This is a genomic window from Streptomyces sp. NPDC031265, assembly GCF_055570295.1.
Genome location: NZ_JBVIHM010000005.1, coordinates 58778 through 77356 on the forward strand (window position 1 = coordinate 58778; position 18579 = coordinate 77356).

An 18579-nucleotide genomic window follows, 5' to 3' on the forward strand; every position below is an offset into this window, starting at 1 on the left:
GATTCCCCCTGAAATTGCTCGTACCTTGTTCAGTTGCGCGCGCCGGGCAGCACGCCGAGACGGCGTGGGTTGCCATGGGCACGTCATATCGCGAAGCGGGGTCTTCCGGGACCGCCGTTTCGCAGCCCCCACTATGCCGGTAGCGCGTGGGGGTCTCGCACAGGGGTCCGGGAGCTCTCGTGGAGAGAGCTCCCGGACCCCGGCCGGGCCTACTGGCCCGCGTACTTGTTGCTGACCGAGTCGTACACGCCCTTGGCCTCCGGGCCCAGACGCGGGCCCGCCAGCCAGCCGGCCGTCACCGGGCCGATGGAGGTGTTGGAGACCAGCGCGGGCTTGCCGTCGGCGCCCGCGGCGATCCAGCCGCCGCCGGAGGAGCCGCCGGTCATGGTGCAGCCCAGGCGGTACATCGTCGGGGTGCTGGCGTCGAGCGAGAGCCGGCCCGGCTTGTCCTTGCACTGGTACAGCTTCTGGCCGTCGTACGGCGGCGCGGCCGGGTAGCCGTTCGCCGTCATGCTCGCGATCTTCGGCACGGCCGGGGCGTTGAAGTCCACCGGGAGGGCAGTACCGACCGTCTCCTCAAGGGACTTGCCGCCCTTGCCCTTCTCGGGGGTGACGTGCAGCACCGCGAAGTCGTACGGGGCGCCCTGGCCGCCGGTCGGGCCGCCGCCCTGGATCCACTGCTGCGAGGTCTGCGCCCAGTCGGCCCAGTACACGCCGTACGGCGCGATCTGCTGCTTGGTCGCCTTCTGCAGCTGCGCGAGCGACATGTCGGCGTTGTTGTACGAGGGCACGAAGGCGATGTTGCGGTACCAGCCGCCCTTGGCGCCCGCGTGGACGCAGTGGCCCGCCGTCCACACCATGTTGGACTTGCCGGGGTGCGCCGGGTCCTTCACGACGGTCGCGGAGCAGACCATCGAGCCCTCGGGGCCGTCGAAGAAGAGCTTGCCGAGCTGCGGCAGGCTCTGGTGGTACGGGGCCTTCTGGGCCCGGGCCTTGACGGGTGCCGGGGTCGGGTCCGTCACGCCCTTGTCGCCCGAGATGTCGTTGGGGACGGGCTTCTGCGGGGGCTTTTCGGCCTTCCGCATCCGGTCCGGGTCCCACAGGTCCTGGATGATCGGGTTGACGAAGTCCCTGGCCTCACGCAGCCACTTGGACTTGTCCCAGTTCTTCCACTCGCCGTTCTTCCACTTGTCCGGGTCGATCCCGTGCTTCTTGAGCCGGTCCTTGATGTCGTCCGGGATCTGGAGGCCGTCGTCGCCGGCGGTCGCCGAAGCGGTCGGCTTGGCGTCGGCCTTGTCGTCGCCGCCCGGACCGCACGCGGTGGCGGTCAGGGCGAGCGCGGCCGTGAGGCCGAGCGCGGCCAGCACGGGGGAGGTCCGGCGAAGTGCGCCCCTCCCGCCACGGGCCCCGGAATTCGGACGTGTCGGTCGCATGTTCTTGATCCCCCTGGGACTTCGGTACTGAAGCTGCTGATGCGCGGTGCAGCCACCGTTGCTCCACCGCTTGCGGTTACTGAAGCGAACCCGACGGCTTCCTCGAAGCCGTCGGCCCACCTCGCTCCGGCCGGAAAGTACCGGCCGGAGTGCGGCCCCCACTATGCCGGTGCCGGTTGGGACGGTGCGCGGCAGGGCCACGGTTCCGCTCCACAAGGATCTTCGCGCCTGCCCGTGATCCTCCGGCCCCGGCGTCGTTGGTACGTACGGGGGACAACACGCCAGCGTTCTGCCCCACCGTTCGCACCGGGCAACGGGCGTGCCACGGAACCGCCACAGGGTCCCGGCGCGGCTGGCACAGCAGAGCGCGCACCGTGGGAGGACCAGAACTCATGGCCGTGACCGAATCCGCGCCGGTACCACCGCCGGCCGAGCTTGCGACCACATCACCGCGGACACCGCCCGCCCACGAGGGAATCCTGCGGCGGCAGTCCCTGCGCGAGTCCGCCGCCCGGACGTACGCCCGCTCGCTGCCGATCGTGCCCGTGCGCGCCCGCGGACTGACCATCGAAGGGGCGGACGGGCGGCGCTACCTCGACTGCCTCGCGGGCGCGGGCACCCTCGCCCTCGGGCACAACCACCCGGTCGTGCTCGAAGCCATCCGCAAGGTCCTCGACTCCGGCGCCCCGCTGCACGCGCTCGACCTGGCCACCCCGGTCAAGGACGCGTTCACCACCGAGCTGTTCACCACTCTGCCGCGCCCCCTGGCCGACCACGCGCGGATCCAGTTCTGCAGCCCGGCCGGGACCGACGCGGTCGAGGCCGCGCTGAAACTGGTCCGCACCGCGACCGGCCGCAGCGGGCTGCTCGCCTTCACCGGGGCGTACCACGGCATGACGGCGGGCGCCCTCGACGCCTCGGGCGGCGCCTCCAACGCGCGCGTGACGCGGCTGCCCTACCCGCTGAACTACCGCTGTCCGTACGGCGTGGGAGGCGAACGCGGCGCCGAGCTCGCCGCCCGCTGGACCGAGAGCCTGCTCGACGACCCCAAGGGCGGAGTGCCCGCCCCGGCCGGGATGATCGTCGAGCCGGTGCAGGGCGAGGGCGGGGTGAACCCCGCGCCCGACACCTGGATGCGCCGGATGCGCGAGATCACCGCGGCCCGCTCCATCCCGCTCATCGCCGACGAGGTGCAGACCGGCGTGGGGCGCACCGGCGCTTTCTGGGGCGTCGAACACAGCGGGATCGTGCCGGACGTGATGGTGCTGTCCAAGGCCATCGGAGGCTCGCTGCCGCTCGCCGTGATCGTCTACCGCGACGACCTCGACGTCTGGCAGCCCGGCGCCCACGCGGGCACCTTCCGGGGCAACCAGCTCGCCATGGCCGCGGGCACCGCGACCCTCGCCTACGTCCGCGAGAACCGGCTCGCCGAACGCGCCGCCCTGCTCGGCGGCCGGATGCTCGCCCGGCTACAGGGTCTGGCCACGGACCACCCCAGCATCGGTGACGTCCGCGGCCGGGGCCTGATGATCGGCGTCGAACTCGTCGACCCCGAGCGCGAGGACCCCCACACCGGCACCGCGGCCGCCGCGCCCACGCTGGCCACCGCCGTCCAGCGGGAGTGCCTGCGCCGGGGCCTCATCGTCGAACTCGGCGGCCGCCACTCCAGCGTCGTACGACTGCTGCCTCCCCTCACCCTCACCGACGAACAGGCGGCCGCCGTCCTCGACCGGCTGGCCGACGCCCTGGCCGCCGCGGAGCGGGCGGCCCGCCACCGGACCGACGCCGGGCCTTCCCACTGACCCGGTCCACCACACAAGGAAGCCCACCGTGAACCGCATCCCCGCACCCGACGCGCCCGACGGCCCCGGCCGCCCCACCGCCCCTTGCGGCCCCCTTGCGGCAGAGACGGCGACGGTGCCGCGCCAGAAGGCGGGGATCCACGGCGAACGGCTGCCCGCCGACGACCCGGCCGAGCACGGCCACGATCCCCGGGGCCAAGTCCCCGTGGGCCAGGACCTCCTGGACCGGGAGCTTCCAGACCGGGAGCTTCTGGACCACCCGGACCCGGAAGCCGCCGCCGAGGCCGCGGCCGTCGAGAACCTGCTCCGCTGCTGGGTACGGGAGAACGACCTCGCCGCACCCGAAGGGCCCGTGCTGCGCATCCCGCTGCGCGCCAGCGGCACCGCCCTGCTCGTCCCCGTCCGGTACTGGTCCGCCACCGGGTGGCACCGCTTCGGCATGCCGGAGCTCGACGGCGCCCCGCACGGCGCCCCGGCCGTCGACGCCGTCACGGTGGCCGCCCTGATCCACCGCGAGTCCGGCCGCGGCGAGGGCGCCGATCTGGTGGGCCGCGTGGCGGATTCGGTCCGGCGCACCGCGGAGTTCATCGCGGAACGCCGCCGCCACCCCGGCCCCGCCGACGAGGCCGACCTCTTCCTCTCGGCCGAACAGTCCCTTCTCCTCGGTCACCCCCTCCACCCCACCCCGAAGAGCCGCGAAGGACTCTCCGAGGCCGAAGTGCGCCTCTACTCACCCGAGTTGCACGGATCCTTCCCGCTCCACTGGATGGCCGTCGACCGCACCGTCCTCGCCGCCGACTCGGCCTGGACGGACGGCGGCCGCCCGGTCACCGCCGACGAACTCACCGCCCGGCTCGCCGCCGGACTCCACGTCCCGGCGAACACCGTGGCACTGCCCCTGCACCCCTGGCAGGCGCGCGAGCTCGCCCACCAACCGGCCGTCGTCGAACTGCTCGACGCCGGGTTCCTGCGCGACCTCGGCCCGTACGGCGACCCCTGGCACCCCACCTCCTCCGTCCGCACCGTCCACCGGCCCGGCGCCGACGCCATGCTCAAGCTCTCCCTCGGCCTGCGCATCACCAACTCCCGCCGGGAGAACCTCCGCAAAGAACTCCACCGAGGCGTGGAGGTCCACCGGTTGCTGCGCACCGGCCTCGCCGAGCAGTGGCAGGCGGCGCACCCCGGATTCGACGTCGTTCGCGACCCGGCCTGGCTCGCCGTCGACGCCCCGGACGGCCAGCCGGTGCGCGGGCTCGACGTGATGATCCGCCACAACCCCTTCGGAACCAGTGACGACGCCGTCTGCATCGCCGCTCTGACCGCGCCGCGCCCCCTGCCCGGCCGCCCCGAGACCGCGATGCACTCGCGGCTCGCGGACATCGTGGCCAAGCTCGCCGCCCGCACCGGCCGCCCGACCCCGGCCGTGGCCGCCGAGTGGTTCCTGCGCTACCTCGACCAAGTCGTCCGCCCCGTGCTCTGGCTGGACGCCACGGCGGGGATGGCGCTCGAAGCCCACCAGCAGAACACGCTGGTGCTGCTCGACCCCGACGGCTGGCCCGTCGGCGGCCGCTACCGCGACAACCAGGGCTACTACTTCCGCGAGTCCCACCGGGACGCCCTCGAACGCCGACTGCCCGGAGTCGGCGCCGCCAGCGACACCTTCGTCTCGGACGCCGTCACCGACGAACGCTTCGCCTACTACCTGGGCATCAACAACGTCCTCGGCCTCGTCGGGGCTTTCGGGGCCCAGCGCCTGGCCGACGAGCGTGTGCTCCTCGCCGCACTGCGGCAGTTCCTGGCCAGGGCCACCGCCCTCGGCTCACCGCTGCCCGCGTATCTGCTGGACAGCCCGACCCTGCGCTGCAAGGCCAACCTCATGACCCGGCTGCACGGCCTCGACGAACTCGTCGGCCCGGTCGACACCCAGTCCGTCTACGTCACCATCGCCAACCCCCTTCACCCCAACGGAACGTGACCCCCACGAACAGCTGAATGACGAGAGAGGAGTGTCGCCGTGCCTCCCACCGATGCGAGCACCGACGCCGACGCCGGAGCCGGTCCCTCCCCCCAGCACGGCGGCGCCGAGGACACGCTGGACATGCGGCTGCCCTACGAACTCATCGCGCTGTTCGGAGAGTCGAGGACGGCCGGGACCGGCGCGGGGCAGGTGGGAGGCGACAGCGGGGGAGGGGGCAGCGGTGAGGACGGCGTCCCGGACGCCGGTGTGCCGGACTGCGGGGCTCCGGCGTCAGGCGTCCCGGACGCCCGGAGCCCCGACTCCGGTGCGCCGGACTCCGCGACCCTCGGCTCCTGGCCCTCCGACCCCGGAGCCCCGGGCTGGGGAACCCCCGGCCCCGACGTCGCCGAGCCCGCGACGCTGGGTGTGGAAGCGGGCGCCCGCACCCCGTCACATCTCCAGCCCGGGGCCGACCGCTCCGATGCGGCCCCCCGCACCACCCACTCGTACGGCCCGATCGGCGCGTCCCGCATCGCCTCTCAACCCGTCGGCGCGTCCCACCTCGCGTCCCACCTCGCCTCCCACCCCGGCGGGGACGACCTGCTCGACTGCCCCGGGGCATGGGGGCCGGTCACCACACCCGTCGGCGTCTTCCAGCTCGTACCCGCTCGCGTCGAACGTGACCTCTCCCTTCTGAGTACCTGGATGAACGACCCCGCCGTGGCCGCCTTCTGGGAGCTGGCCGGGCCCGAGTCGGTCACGGCGGCCCATCTCCGTCCCCAACTCGACGGCGACGGACGGAGCGTGCCGTGTATCGGCCTGCTGGATGGCGCCCCCATGAGCTACTGGGAGGTCTACCGGGCCGATCTCGACCCGCTGGCCCGGCACTATCCGGCGCGTCCGCACGACACCGGTATCCACCTCCTCATCGGCGGTGTCGCCGATCGCGGGCGCGGGGTCGGGACCGCGCTGCTCCGGGCCGTCGCCGATCTCGTCCTCGACAACCGGCCGCAATGCCTCCGTGTGGTCGCTGAACCCGATCTGCGCAACACCCCCTCCGTCTCCGCCTTTCTGAGCGCCGGCTTCCGGTTCTCCGCGGAAGTCGACCTTCCCGACAAGCGGGCCGCCCTCATGGTTCGTGATCGCGTGCTCAGGAACCTGCTGTGAACCACCCGCTGCCCTACATACACCGCTCGAACCGCATCGGTTCCACCCCGAGGAGTCGCCTTGCCGAATCCGCTTGTCCCCGATGATTCCGACGAACGGGAGGAGCCGCCCACACCGCCTGGGCCGTCCACACCACCAGCGCCGCCCACACTGCTCGCGCCGCCCGAGCTGAACCGCGAAGCCTGGGACCGCGCGGCCCGTCGGCTGCTCGCCAAGATGCTCGGGGCCTTCGCGTACGAAGGGATCATCGAGCCGGTCCCGCAGCGGGGCGGCGGCAGCGAGGACCTCCGACCGGAAGACAGCCCGGGGCGTGACGACGCCTCCCACGGTTCCCCGCACGACGCCGATCACGGCACCTCCCGCCGCCCCCGCGCCCACTACACCCAGCCCCTGGACGACGGCTCCGCCCTCTCCTTCCGGGCCCGGCGCGGCGCGTACGACGACTGGCTCGTCGACGCCGACTCCGTCAGCCACGGCGGGCGGCCCTTCACCGACCCGCTCGCCTTCCTCGTGCGCGCCCGCCGCACGCTCGGGCTCGACGGCGCCACCTTCGGCCACCTCGTCGGCGAGCTCACGGCCACGCTCGCCGCCGACACCCGCCTCGACCACACCGCGCTGCCCGCCGCCCACCTCGCGGAGCTCGGGTACGCGGAGCTGGAAGGCCACCAGACCGGGCACCCCTGGCTCGTCCTGAACAAGGGGCGGCTCGGGTTCTCGGCCGTCGACGCCGCCCGGTGGGCCCCCGAGGCCCGCAGGCCCGACCGGCTGCCCTGGATCGCGGTCCGCACCGACCTCGCCCGCTACCGGGGCGTCGGCGCGCTCGCCATGCCCGACCGGCTCTACACCCGGGAGCTCGACCCAGCGGTCCGCGAGGGCTTCGCCGCCGCGCTACGCGCGCGTGGTCTCGCCCCGGACGACTACCTCTACCTGCCCGTGCACCCGTGGCAGTGGGACGAGGTGGTGCTGCCGCTCTTCGCCCCGGCCGTCGCCGACGGCGCGATCGTCCCGCTGCCGGGCGACGCCGACCTCCGGCTGCCGCAGCAGTCCATCCGGACCTTCGTCAACACCTCGCGCCCCGACCGGCACACCGTGAAGCTGCCGCTGTCGATCCTGAACACGCTGGTCTGGCGGGGGCTGCCGACGGAGCGCACCCTCGCCGCCCCGGCCGTCACGGCCTGGGTCCACGCCCTGCGCGACGCCGATCCGTTCCTGCGCGAGGAATGCGGGGTGATCCTGCTCGGAGAGGTGGCCTCCGTGGCGGTCGAGCACCCGCTGTACGACCGCCTCGCCGAGGTTCCGTACCAGTACAAAGAGCTGCTCGGGGCGATCTGGCGCGAGCCGCTGCAGACCCGCCTCGCGGTGGGCGAACGCGCGCGTACCCTGGCCGCGCTGCTCCACACCGATCCGCAGGGACGTGCCTTCACCGCCGAGCTCGTCGCCCGCTCGGGCCTCGCCCCCCACGTCTGGCTGCGCCGCCTGTTCGGTGCGCTGTTACCGCCGCTGCTGCGGTTCCTCTACCGCTACGGGACGGTCTTCTCGCCGCACGGCGAGAACGCCATCGTCGTCTTCGACGACCACGACGTGCCCGTACGCCTGGCGATCAAGGACTTCGTGGACGACGTCAACATCAGTGCGGAACCGCTGCCCGAGCACGACGCGATGCCCGACGACGTACGGGAAGTCCTGCTGACCGAGCCGCCCTCCTTCCTCACCCAGTTCATCCACTCCGGTCTTTTTGTCGGAGTGTTCCGCTATCTCGCGCCGCTGTGCGAGGAGCAACTGGACGTTCCGGAGTGCGACTTCTGGGCGCTGGTGCGCGACGAGATCCTGCGCCACCAGGCGCGGTTCCCCGAGCTCAAGGAGCGCTACGAGATGTTCGACCTGCTCACGCCGCGTATCGAACGGCTCTGTCTGAACCGGAACCGGCTGCACCTGGACGGCTACCGGGACCGCCCCAAGCGCCCGCACGCGGCCGTCGCGGGCACCGTCCCGAACCCGCTCGCACCGCCGACGTGATCGGATTGTCAGTGGCGCCCCGTAGGGTGGACGGGCTATGACGAAGCCATCTCTCCCCGAGCTCCTGCACGCCGCCGTCTCCGCCGTCGGCGGTCTGGAGCGCCCCGGCCAGGTCACCATGGCCACGGCCGTCGCCGACGCCATCGACGGCGGTTCCCACCTGCTGGTCCAGGCCGGTACCGGCACCGGAAAGTCCCTGGGCTATCTGGTGCCGGCGCTGGCGCACGGCGAGCGCGTCGTGGTGGCCACGGCGACCCTCGCGCTCCAGCGGCAGCTCGTGGAGCGCGATCTTCCGCGTACGGTCGACGCGCTGCACCCGCAGCTGCGCCGCCGCCCGGAGTTCGCCATGCTCAAGGGGCGCTCGAACTACCTCTGTCTGCACCGCCTCCACGAGGGCGTGCCGCAGGAAGAGGAGGAGGGTCTCTTCGACCAGTTCGAGGCGGCCGCGCCCACCAGCAAGCTCGGGCAGGACCTGCTGCGGATGCGGGACTGGGCCGACGAGACCGAGACGGGCGACCGGGACGACCTGACGCCCGGCGTCTCGGACCGCGCCTGGGGCCAGGTGTCCGTCTCCTCCCGGGAGTGCCTGGGCGCCTCGAAGTGCGCGTACGGGGCGGAGTGCTTCGCGGAGATGGCCCGCGAGCGCGCCAAGCTCTCGGATGTCGTGGTCACCAACCACGCCCTGCTCGCCATCGACGCCATCGAGGGCGCCCCGGTGCTCCCGCAGCACGAAGTGCTGATCGTCGACGAGGCGCACGAGCTGGTCTCCCGGGTCACCGGAGTCGCCACCGGCGAGCTCACCCCGGGGCAGGTCAACCGGGCCGTGCGACGAGCCGCCAAGCTCGTCAACGAGAAGGCGGCCGACCAGCTCCAGACCGCCGCCGAGGGCTTCGAGCGGCTGATGGAGCTGGCGTTGCCCGGCCGTCTGGAGGAGGTCCCGGAGGACCTTGGGTACGCCCTGATGGCGCTGCGCGACGCGGCTCGTACGGTGATCTCGGCGCTCGGTTCCACCCGCGACAAGTCCGTCCAGGACGAGGACGCGGTGCGCAAGCAGGCTCTCGCGGCGGTCGAGAGCGTCCACGGCGTGGCCGAGCGGATCTCCAACGGATCCGAGTACGACGTGGTCTGGTACGAGCGGCACGACCGCTTCGGCGCCTCCCTGCGGGTCGCCCCGCTCTCCGTGTCGGGGCTGCTGCGGGAGAAGCTCTTCGCCGACCGGTCGGTGGTGCTCACCTCGGCCACGCTCAAGCTCGGCGGTGACTTCAACGGGGTCGGCGCCTCGCTGGGCCTCGCGCCGGAGGGCACCGAGGGCGAGGACGTCCCGCAGTGGAAGGGCATCGACGTCGGCTCGCCCTTCGACTACCCCAAGCAGGGCATCCTCTATGTCGCCCGGCATCTGGCCACCCCGGGCCGTGAGGGCTCGCGCGGCGACATGATGGACGAGCTGGCGGAGCTGGTCGAGGCGGCCGGGGGCCGGACGCTGGGCCTGTTCTCGTCGATGCGGGCCGCCCAGGCCGCCGCCGAGGAGCTGCGCGGCAGGCTGGACAAGCCGATCCTGCTCCAGGGCGAGGACACACTGGGCGAGCTGATCAAGACGTTCTCGGGCGACCCGGAGACCTGTCTGTTCGGCACGCTCTCCCTCTGGCAGGGCGTGGACGTGCCGGGCGCGAGCTGCCAGCTGGTGGTCATGGACCGGATTCCGTTCCCCCGGCCCGACGACCCGCTGATGAGCGCCCGCCAGAAGGCGGTGGAGGAGGGCGGCGGCAATGGCTTCATGGCGGTGGCCGCGACCCATGCCGCGCTGCTGATGGCCCAGGGCGCGGGCCGTCTGGTGCGGGCGACGGGGGACCGGGGCGTCGTCGCCGTGCTCGACCCCAGGCTGGCCAATGCGCGCTACGGCAGCTATCTGCGGGCCTCGCTGCCGGACTTCTGGTACACCACGGACCGCAATCAGGTGCGCCGCTCGCTCTCCGCGATCGACGCGGTCGCCAAGGCGGACGGGAAGTAGCCGTCCCTCCGGCGGTGAAGTAGGCCCGGGCGCCGGAGGGCGGCGACGCTGCCCTCCGGCGCTTCGAGTGGCACCCGGACATAGCAGGGCCCCGGGACCGGCGCAGGTGGTCCCGGGGCCGGTCCTGGTCGGCGGGTCGGTCAGACCCGCCGCAGCACCGCCACCACCTTGCCGAGGATGGTCGCCTCGTCGCCGGGGATGGGCTGGTACGCGGAGTTGTGCGGGAGCAGCCAGATGTGGTTGTCCTCGCGCTTGAACCGCTTCACCGTGGCTTCGCCGTCCAGCATCGCCGCGACGATGTCGCCGTTCTCCGCGACCGGCTGGCGGCGCACGGTGACCCAGTCGCCGTCGCAGATCGCGGCCTCGATCATCGAGTCTCCGACGACCTTCAGGACGAAGAGCTCGCCGTCGCCGACCAGCTGGCGGGGCAGCGGGAAGACGTCCTCGACCGACTCCTCGGCGAGGATGGGGCCACCGGCGGCGATCCGGCCGACCAGCGGCACATAGGAGGCCGCGGGCTTGCCGGTGGTGTCGGTCGGCTGGCTGCTCGGCTGGTCCGAACCGCGCACCTCGTACGCCCGCGGGCGGTGGGGGTCGCGGCGGAGGAAGCCCTTGCGCTCCAGGGCCATGAGCTGGTGGGCGACGGACGACGTGCTGGAGAGACCCACCGCCTGACCGATCTCCCGCATCGACGGCGGGTACCCCCGGCGCTGGACGGAGTCCCGGATGACCTCGATGACCCGCCGCTGCCGGTCGGTGAGACCGGAGCTGTCCGCCCTGATGCCCGGAGGTCGGCCGGGGAGCGAGCGTGTGGCCCGCGCTGGGTCGCCGCCCTCCTGGTTCGTGACTGCGTCATTCATGGCATGCACCGGCTCAAGTCGGGTCTGGGAGCGGTCCTGGGCAGTGATGGTGGCACTGTCTGCGGTGGTGGTCACGTCGGCCCCTCTCGAAATGGTCTCCCTAGCTGGACAACGGTAGTTGCTTTCGAAAGGTTGCGCCAAACACACGTTCGAGTGAAAAATCGCAGAAAGCGTGACGCGATGATGGAGCCGGGTGTATGCGGGCACCCTTGCCGGGGCCGGTCGGCGGGCAATTCGGTCGATTACGGTACCCTTCACCGCCGGGGCCGGAGCCCGAAGGCGCCGCCCGGGAGCGTCGCCGACAGCCGCCGGACCGTGCGTACGTACGACCGCGAGGCGATGGCCGGTACCGGGCTCCCAGTCTGCCATCCGGTCGCCCGGAAACGGGGGCGGGCGCGCCCGCCCCGCCGTCCCCGATCCGGTGTTCCGCCGGTGGTTCGTCGCCCTCCGGGCCCACCCGGACACGGGCCGGAATCGAGCCCCTCGGCGCGGTTCCCTGCGCTACCGCTCCGCGACACGCGGTAGTGGGCAGTTGGCGGCAAAACCCCAGATCTAGTGGTTGGATTGGCACCGCTACCCAGAAGTTGTGGTCGTTGGTCCTCCGGACTGCGGCCATCGCCTATGCTTGTGGCTGCTTCGCGGGGCCTGTTCAGGCCTGACGAGGCTATTCAGTCGTGCTGCGAAGGAGGGTTGGGATTCATGCACTGCCCCTTCTGCAGGCACCCCGACAGCCGTGTCGTCGACAGTCGGACCACCGACGACGGCACGTCGATCCGCAGGCGCCGTCAGTGCCCCGACTGCTCCCGTCGTTTCACGACGGTGGAGACGGCCTCGCTGATGGTGATCAAGCGGTCGGGCGTCACTGAGCCCTTCTCTCGCAGCAAGGTCATCTCTGGCGTCCGCAAGGCGTGCCAGGGGCGGCCGGTCACCGAGGACGCCCTCGCCAAGCTCGGCCAGCGGGTCGAGGAGGCGGTGCGCGCCACCGGCAGTGCCGAGCTGACCACCCATGACGTGGGTCTGGCCATACTCGGCCCGTTGCAGGAGCTCGACCTCGTCGCGTACCTGCGCTTCGCGTCCGTGTACCGGGCATTCGACACCCTTGAAGACTTCGAGGCCGCCATCGCGGAACTCCGCGAACAACGGCCTCCCGCGGACGACGCGGACGCGCGCGTGGCCGGAGTGACCCCCGAGGTCCCCGTGCCCGCCACCGCTGTCGACTGACCGGCGGACTCCGGTCGCCGATCGGCGGCAATCCAGGACCTGTCACGGGCGCTCAGCGCGGCGTCCGGGGCACCAGACAGACACCGTGCCACGGGAACATTCAGGCACTTTTGGGCGTTTTCGCCCGCGTATGGGAGGCGGCATGACAGAGACGACGAGCGGCCCGGCACGTGGATCCCGCACCAAGGGTTCCAAGACGAGCAAGGGCCTGCGTATCGAGCGCATCCACACCACCCCCGGCGTGCATCCGTACGACGAGGTGACCTGGGAGCGTCGTGACGTCGTCATGACCAACTGGCGCGACGGCTCGATCAACTTCGAGCAGCGTGGCGTCGAGTTCCCCGACTTCTGGTCGGTGAACGCGGTCAACATCGTCACCAGCAAGTACTTCCGCGGGGCCGTCGGCACCCCGCAGCGCGAGACCGGTCTGAAGCAGCTGATCGACCGGATCGTGAAGACCTACCGCAAGGCCGGCGAGGACTACGGCTACTTCGCCTCGCCCGCGGACGCCGAGATCTTCGAGCACGAGCTGGCGTACGCCCTCCTGCACCAGATCTTCAGCTTCAACAGCCCCGTGTGGTTCAACGTGGGCACCCCGCAGCCCCAGCAGGTCTCCGCCTGCTTCATCCTGTCCGTCGACGACTCCATGGAGTCGATCCTCGACTGGTACAAGGAAGAGGGCATGATCTTCAAGGGCGGCTCCGGCGCCGGCCTGAACCTCTCCCGCATCCGCTCCTCCAAGGAGCTGCTCTCCTCCGGCGGCAACGCCTCCGGCCCGGTCTCCTTCATGCGCGGTGCGGACGCCTCCGCCGGCACCATCAAGTCGGGCGGCGCCACCCGCCGCGCGGCCAAGATGGTCATCCTCGACGTCGACCACCCCGACATCGAGAACTTCATCGAGACCAAGGTGAAGGAGGAGGAGAAGATCCGCGCGCTGCGCGACGCGGGCTTCGACATGGACCTGGGTGGCGACGACATCACGTCCGTCCAGTACCAGAACGCCAACAACTCGGTCCGGGTGAACGACGAGTTCATGAAGGCCGTCGAGACCGGCGGCAAGTTCGGGCTGCGTGCCCGGATGACCGGTGACGTCATCGAAGAGGTCGACGCCAAGTCGCTCTTCCGCAAGATGGCCGAGGCGGCGTGGGCCTGCGCCGACCCGGGCATCCAGTACGACGACACGATCAACCACTGGCACACCTGCCCGGAGTCCGGCCGCATCAACGGCTCGAACCCCTGCAGCGAGTACATGCACCTGGACAACACGTCCTGCAACCTCGCCTCGCTGAACCTCATGAAGTTCCTCAAGGACGACGGCGAGGGCCACCAGTCCTTCGAGGTCGAGCGGTTCGCCAAGGTCGTCGAGCTGGTCATCACGGCGATGGACATCTCCATCTGCTTCGCGGACTTCCCGACCCAGAAGATCGGCGAGAACACCCGCGCCTACCGCCAGCTGGGCATCGGCTACGCCAACCTCGGCGCCCTGCTGATGGCCACCGGCCACGCGTACGACTCGGACGGCGGCCGCGCGCTCGCCGGTGCCATCACCTCGCTGATGACCGGCACCTCGTACAAGCGCTCCGCCGAGCTGGCCGCGGTCGTCGGCGCGTACGACGGCTACGCCCGCAACGCCGAGCCGCACCGGCGCGTCATGAAGCAGCACGCCGACGCCAACACGACGGCCGTGCGCATGGACGACCTGGACTCGCCGATCTGGGCCGCCGCCACGGAGGCCTGGCAGGACGTGGTCCGCCTGGGCGAGAAGAACGGTTTCCGCAACGCTCAGGCGTCGGTCATCGCCCCGACCGGCACCATCGGTCTCGCGATGTCCTGCGACACCACCGGCCTGGAGCCCGACCTCGCGCTGGTCAAGTTCAAGAAGCTGGTCGGCGGCGGCTCGATGCAGATCGTCAACGGCACGGTGCCGCAGGCGCTGCGCCGCCTCGGCTACCAGCCGGAGCAGATCGAGGCGGTCGTCGCCCACATCGCCGAGAACGGCAATGTGATCGACGCCCCCGGTCTGAAGACCGAGCACTACGAGGTCTTCGACTGCGCCATGGGCGAGCGCTCCATCTCCGCGATGGGCCACGTCCGCATGATGGCGGCCATCCAGCCGTGGATCTCGGGCGCGCTCTCCAAGACGGTCAACCTGCCGGAGACGGCGACCGTCGAGGACGTCGAGGAGGTCTACTTCGAGGCGTGGAAGATGGGCGTCAAGGCGCTCGCGATCTACCGTGACAACTGCAAGGTCGGCCAGCCCCTCTCCGCGAAGACCAAGGAGAAGGAGAAGGCCGAGGTCACGGAGAAGACCGAGGCCGAGATCCGCAAGGCCGTCGAGAAGGTCGTCGAGTACCGCCCGGTCCGCAAGCGCCTGCCCAAGGGCCGTCCGGGCATCACCACCTCCTTCACGGTCGGTGGCGCCGAGGGCTACATGACCGCCAACTCCTACCCGGACGACGGCCTGGGCGAGGTCTTCCTGAAGATGTCCAAGCAGGGCTCGACCCTCGCGGGCATGATGGACGCCTTCTCGATCGCCGTCTCGGTCGGTCTGCAGTACGGCGTTCCGCTGGAGACGTACGTCTCGAAGTTCACCAACATGCGCTTCGAGCCGGCCGGTATGACGGACGACCCGGACGTGCGGATGGCGCAGTCGATCGTCGACTACATCTTCCGCCGCCTGGCGCTGGACTTCCTGCCGTTCGAGACCCGCTCGGCGCTCGGCATCCACTCCGCCGAGGAGCGTCAGCGCCACCTGGAGACCGGTTCGTACGAGCCGAGCCTGGACGACGAGGAGATGGACGTCGAAGGCCTGGCCCAGTCCGCCCCGCGCCAGACGGAGACGCTGAAGGCCGTCGCCGCGCCGAAGCCTGCGGTCGTCGAGCCCCCGAAGGCCGTGCACAACTCGGCCGAGCTCGTCGAGATGCAGCTCGGCGTCAGCGCCGACGCGCCGCTCTGCTTCTCCTGCGGCACGAAGATGCAGCGGGCCGGCTCCTGCTACATCTGCGAGGGCTGCGGCTCGACCAGCGGCTGCAGCTGATCACGGGCGCTCGAAGCCCGAGCGCTCCTGAGGGCTGAGAGGCCCTGCCCTGTGGGGACCGGTGAACTGCCGGTCCCCACTTGGGCGTTCGGGGGCAGGCGCACGCCCTCGTTCTTCACCTGCGTACTACGTACGCAGGAGTCAGACAGTTCGTGCGCCCATCGCGGCGGTGAAGGCGTCCGGGTCCAGGTCGAAGCCGCGCACGGCCGGGTGGAAGACCCAGGCGCCGCCCGAGGTCCGGACGAACTCCGCGACCGTCGCGGCCGTGCTGTGCGCGACGGCGGAGAAGTCGTCGCTCGCCAGCTCCGTGTAGCCCTCGCGGATGTGCACCTCGGGGTTGGCGATGTCCGCGAAGACGAGCCGGTCCGGGCGCTGCTGGATGACCACGCCGACCACGATCCGGGCGTGCGCGTCCGGCTGGCGGGCGAACTCCAGCGTCAGCACCTCGTCGTCCCCGAAGCCCCTTCCGGTGGTGCTGTCGCGGCTCAGATAGACCGTGCCGTCGGGGGAGCGGCTGTCGTAGTGCACCAGATAGGCGGGGCTGCCGTACGGATCGGACGCCGTGTAGACCGCGGCGATCACATCGAGGTCGTGGCCCGGGGAGCCGGCCGGGCTCGGGTCCCACCGCAGTGCCACCACGACCTTGTCGAGCCCCTTGCTGAAGCCGCTCATCCCCAAACCCCTCCCCGTGACTGCCCGTTGTCAGTCGCTCACCGACCATGCTGCCACGTGCGCGGGCCGACCGGTCCGCCGGAGTGGGACCGTGGCCGTGGGCGCGGGCCGTACGATGGCGCGGTGCTGGTCAAGTGGATTCGCTGCACTGTGGTCGACCGTCCCGGCTTCGACCGGGGGCAGCGGAAGTGGGCGGGACTGCTGGGGGAGCCGGGATTCAGAGGACAGGGCGGCGGGTGGAGCCGGGGGCGGCCCGATGTCGCGCACGTCTTCACGTTCTGGGAGAGCCGGCCGTTTTATGACTCCTTCATGGCGCGCGCCCACGACCGCCTCGCCGCCGCGCAGTCCGGCACGTTCAGGGACGCGCGTGCCAAGCTGTTCGACCACCGCTTCGACGTGAAGACCGGCTTCGAGCCGCGCTTCACCGACGCCGATGTGGTGCGGGTGGCGCACTGCCGGGTGCACGCCGACCGCGTCGAGCACTTCGCGTCGGCGCAGGAGCGGATCTGGAATCCGGCGATGGCCGGGTCGCCGGGGATGCTGCGCGGGGTGTTCGGGGAGGCGCCGGGCAATGAGTTCCTGGTGCTGTCCATGTGGCGGTCGGCGGCCGAGCACGGCAAGTACCGGGCCGACCGGGTGGAGCGGCTCTCGCTGCGCGCGGGGACGGAGGCCGACGTGGCGGGCCTGTCCGGGGCCGTCGTCGACCTGAACCCCAGCTGGACGGTGTGAGCGATACGCCGGATGGCGGCCGGACGGCTGCTCGAATGTCAGACCGGCGATCTAGGGTTTACGCATGGCAAGACCGCGTCGCATCGTCCTCGTCCGGCACGGCGAGTCGGAGGGGAACGCCGATGACACCGTGTACGAGCGCGAGCCCGACCACGCGCTGCGGCTCACCGAGGCCGGGCTGCGCCAGGCCCGCGCGACCGGGGTGGGGCTGAGAGAGGTATTCGGGCGCGAGCGCGTCAGCGTCTACGTCTCGCCGTACCGGCGCACCCATGAGACGTTCCGGGCGTTCGGACTCGATCCGGAGCTCGTGCGGATCAGGGAGGAGCCCAGGCTCCGCGAGCAGGACTGGGGGAACTGGCAGGACCGCGACGACGTACGGCTGCAGAAGGCCTACCGGGACGCGTACGGACACTTCTTCTACCGCTTCGCCCAGGGCGAGTCCGGGGCGGACGTGTACGACCGGGTGGGGTCGTTCCTGGAGAGCCTGCACCGCAGCTTCGAGGCGCCGGACCACCCGCCGAACGTTCTGATCGTCACCCACGGCCTGACGATGCGGCTGTTCTGCATGCGCTGGTTCCACTGGACGGTGGCGGACTTCGAGTCGCTCTCCAATCCGGGGAACGCGGAGAGCAGGACGCTGCTCCTCGGCCCGGACGGGCGGTACACGCTGGACCGGCAGTTCGCGCGGTGGCGCGTCCCCGAGCCGTACGGCATCACCGGTTAGAGTGGGTGTGCGATGACCGCTGACTCCACACTCGAATCACGCTTCGAACGCGCACTGGGCAGCCTGCGGGGGCTGTCCGTGGGAGACGCCCTGGGCTCCCAGTTCTTCGTCCCCGCCCACTATCCGCTGCTCAAACGGCGTCGGCTGCCCGAAGGCCCGTGGCAGTGGACCGACGACACCGAGATGGCCTGCTCGGTACTGGCCGTACTGGCCGCGCACGGCCGGATCGACCAGGACCGGCTCGCCCGCTCCTTCGCCGAGCACCACGACTTCGACCGGGGGTACGGCCCGGCCGTCAACCGGATGCTGCGGCTGATCCGGGAGGGCGGGGACTGGCGGGAGCTGGCCGCCGCGCTCTTCAACGGGCAGGGCTCCTGGGGCAACGGCTCCGCGATGCGGATCGCGCCCCTGGGCGCCTGGTACGCGGACGACCCGGAGCAGGCCACCCATCAGGCCGAGATCTCCTCGTACACCACCCACCAGCACCGCGAGGCCGTGGTGGGCTCGATGGCGGTGGCGGCCGCCGCCGCGCTGGCCGCCGCCCCGTCGGGCCCGCCGACGCCTGCGGAGCTGCTCGACGGCGTCGTGGCGCTGGTGCCGCGCAGCGCGGTCGGCGCGGGGCTGCGGCGGGCGCGGGACATGCTGGACTACGGGGACGCGGGCACGGTGGCCGCGGTGCTCGGGTGCGGGCGGCGGACCAGTGCGCACGACACGGTGCCGTTCGCGCTGTGGTCGGCGGCGCGGGGGCTCGGGGACTTCGAGAAGGCGTTCTGGACGACCGCGCAGGCGGGCGGCGACGTCGACACCACCTGCGCGATCGTCGGCGGGGTGATCGCCGGCGGCAAGGCCGGGGCGCCCCCGGCCGAGTGGCTGGCGCGGACCGAGGAACTGCCGGGCTGGGTCCCGGCGACGGCTCCGCGCTGAGCCGGGCCTTCGGGCCTGGCCTTGGCCGG

Annotated in this window: 13 protein-coding genes; 10 read left to right on the top strand and 3 right to left on the bottom strand. The window is 71.6% G+C overall.

The features are described from left to right. Nucleotides 1–209: 209 nt before the first annotated feature. Nucleotides 210–1433: a trypsin-like serine peptidase gene (locus ACZ499_RS10455; protein WP_468673639.1), complete on the bottom strand. Its 1224-nt coding sequence runs from the start codon at nucleotides 1431–1433 to the stop codon at nucleotides 210–212. Nucleotides 1434–1825: 392 nt separating this feature from the next. Here ACZ499_RS10455 and ACZ499_RS10460 point away from each other — a divergent pair, with 392 nt between their 5' ends. The 5 genes from ACZ499_RS10460 (at nucleotide 1826) to ACZ499_RS10480 (ending at nucleotide 10383) form a co-directional block, all read left to right on the top strand. Beyond that, the gene (locus tag ACZ499_RS10460; protein ID WP_468673640.1) at nucleotides 1826–3235 is read left to right on the top strand and encodes a diaminobutyrate--2-oxoglutarate transaminase family protein; all 1410 of its coding nucleotides are present in this window, start codon (nucleotides 1826–1828) and stop codon (nucleotides 3233–3235) included. 28 nt (nucleotides 3236–3263) lie between these two features. After that, nucleotides 3264–5210, top strand: coding sequence for an IucA/IucC family protein (locus ACZ499_RS10465; RefSeq protein ID WP_468673643.1), 1947 nt, complete (start codon nucleotides 3264–3266; stop codon nucleotides 5208–5210). Nucleotides 5211–5402: 192 nt separating this feature from the next. Beyond that, the gene (locus ACZ499_RS10470) at nucleotides 5403–6359 is read left to right on the top strand and encodes a GNAT family N-acetyltransferase (RefSeq protein WP_468674074.1); all 957 of its coding nucleotides are present in this window, start codon (nucleotides 5403–5405) and stop codon (nucleotides 6357–6359) included. 60 nt (nucleotides 6360–6419) lie between these two features. Continuing rightward, nucleotides 6420–8375, top strand: coding sequence for an IucA/IucC family protein (locus tag ACZ499_RS10475; protein WP_468673645.1), 1956 nt, complete (start codon nucleotides 6420–6422; stop codon nucleotides 8373–8375). A 37-nt stretch (nucleotides 8376–8412) separates the two neighbouring features. Beyond that, on the top strand, nucleotides 8413–10383 hold the full coding sequence (locus ACZ499_RS10480; RefSeq protein WP_385546469.1) for an ATP-dependent DNA helicase: 1971 nt from the start codon (nucleotides 8413–8415) through the stop codon (nucleotides 10381–10383). Nucleotides 10384–10523: 140 nt separating this feature from the next. Here ACZ499_RS10480 and lexA read toward each other — a convergent pair whose 3' ends face one another. Continuing rightward, entirely contained in the window at nucleotides 10524–11318 is a 795-nt protein-coding gene (gene lexA / locus ACZ499_RS10485; RefSeq protein WP_371655100.1) for a transcriptional repressor LexA, read from the bottom strand. Between the two features lie 624 nt (nucleotides 11319–11942). Between lexA and nrdR the strand changes: the two genes are divergently transcribed. Both nrdR and ACZ499_RS10495 read left to right on the top strand, forming a co-directional pair. Further along, complete coding sequence (gene nrdR / locus ACZ499_RS10490; protein ID WP_468408687.1) at nucleotides 11943–12464, top strand: transcriptional regulator NrdR; 522 nt, start codon at nucleotides 11943–11945, stop codon at nucleotides 12462–12464. Nucleotides 12465–12606: 142 nt separating this feature from the next. Continuing rightward, a complete protein-coding gene (locus ACZ499_RS10495) occupies nucleotides 12607–15501 on the top strand; it encodes a vitamin B12-dependent ribonucleotide reductase (protein ID WP_468673648.1) in 2895 nt (964 codons plus the stop codon). A gap of 141 nt (nucleotides 15502–15642) precedes the next feature. Here the strand turns inward: ACZ499_RS10495 and ACZ499_RS10500 are convergent, their stop codons facing one another. Beyond that, complete coding sequence (locus ACZ499_RS10500; protein ID WP_468673650.1) at nucleotides 15643–16173, bottom strand: TerD family protein; 531 nt, start codon at nucleotides 16171–16173, stop codon at nucleotides 15643–15645. Between the two features lie 123 nt (nucleotides 16174–16296). Between ACZ499_RS10500 and ACZ499_RS10505 the strand changes: the two genes are divergently transcribed. From ACZ499_RS10505 to ACZ499_RS10515, 3 genes are all read left to right on the top strand, one after another. Further along, nucleotides 16297–16902, top strand: a complete 606-nt coding sequence (locus tag ACZ499_RS10505) for a YdbC family protein (protein ID WP_385546457.1) — start codon at nucleotides 16297–16299, stop codon at nucleotides 16900–16902. A 64-nt stretch (nucleotides 16903–16966) separates the two neighbouring features. Next, nucleotides 16967–17626 (top strand): histidine phosphatase family protein, encoded by a 660-nt coding sequence (locus tag ACZ499_RS10510; protein ID WP_468673652.1) that lies wholly within the window; start codon nucleotides 16967–16969, stop codon nucleotides 17624–17626. Nucleotides 17627–17638: 12 nt separating this feature from the next. Beyond that, nucleotides 17639–18550: an ADP-ribosylglycohydrolase family protein gene (locus tag ACZ499_RS10515; RefSeq protein WP_468673654.1), complete on the top strand. Its 912-nt coding sequence runs from the start codon at nucleotides 17639–17641 to the stop codon at nucleotides 18548–18550. Nucleotides 18551–18579: the final 29 nt, after the last annotated feature.

Excerpts from the sequence above, each read along its gene's own strand:
- ACZ499_RS10455 (WP_468673639.1), bottom strand. The coding sequence starts at position 1,433 with ATGCGACCGACACGTCCGAATTCCGGGGCCCGTGGCGGGAGGGGCGCA.
- ACZ499_RS10460 (WP_468673640.1), top strand. The coding sequence starts at position 1,826 with ATGGCCGTGACCGAATCCGCGCCGGTACCACCGCCGGCCGAGCTTGCG.
- ACZ499_RS10480 (WP_385546469.1), top strand. The coding sequence starts at position 8,413 with ATGACGAAGCCATCTCTCCCCGAGCTCCTGCACGCCGCCGTCTCCGCC.
- nrdR (WP_468408687.1), top strand. The coding sequence starts at position 11,943 with ATGCACTGCCCCTTCTGCAGGCACCCCGACAGCCGTGTCGTCGACAGT.
- ACZ499_RS10495 (WP_468673648.1), top strand. The coding sequence starts at position 12,607 with ATGACAGAGACGACGAGCGGCCCGGCACGTGGATCCCGCACCAAGGGT.
- ACZ499_RS10500 (WP_468673650.1), bottom strand. The coding sequence starts at position 16,173 with ATGAGCGGCTTCAGCAAGGGGCTCGACAAGGTCGTGGTGGCACTGCGG.
- ACZ499_RS10510 (WP_468673652.1), top strand. The coding sequence starts at position 16,967 with ATGGCAAGACCGCGTCGCATCGTCCTCGTCCGGCACGGCGAGTCGGAG.
- ACZ499_RS10515 (WP_468673654.1), top strand. The coding sequence starts at position 17,639 with ATGACCGCTGACTCCACACTCGAATCACGCTTCGAACGCGCACTGGGC.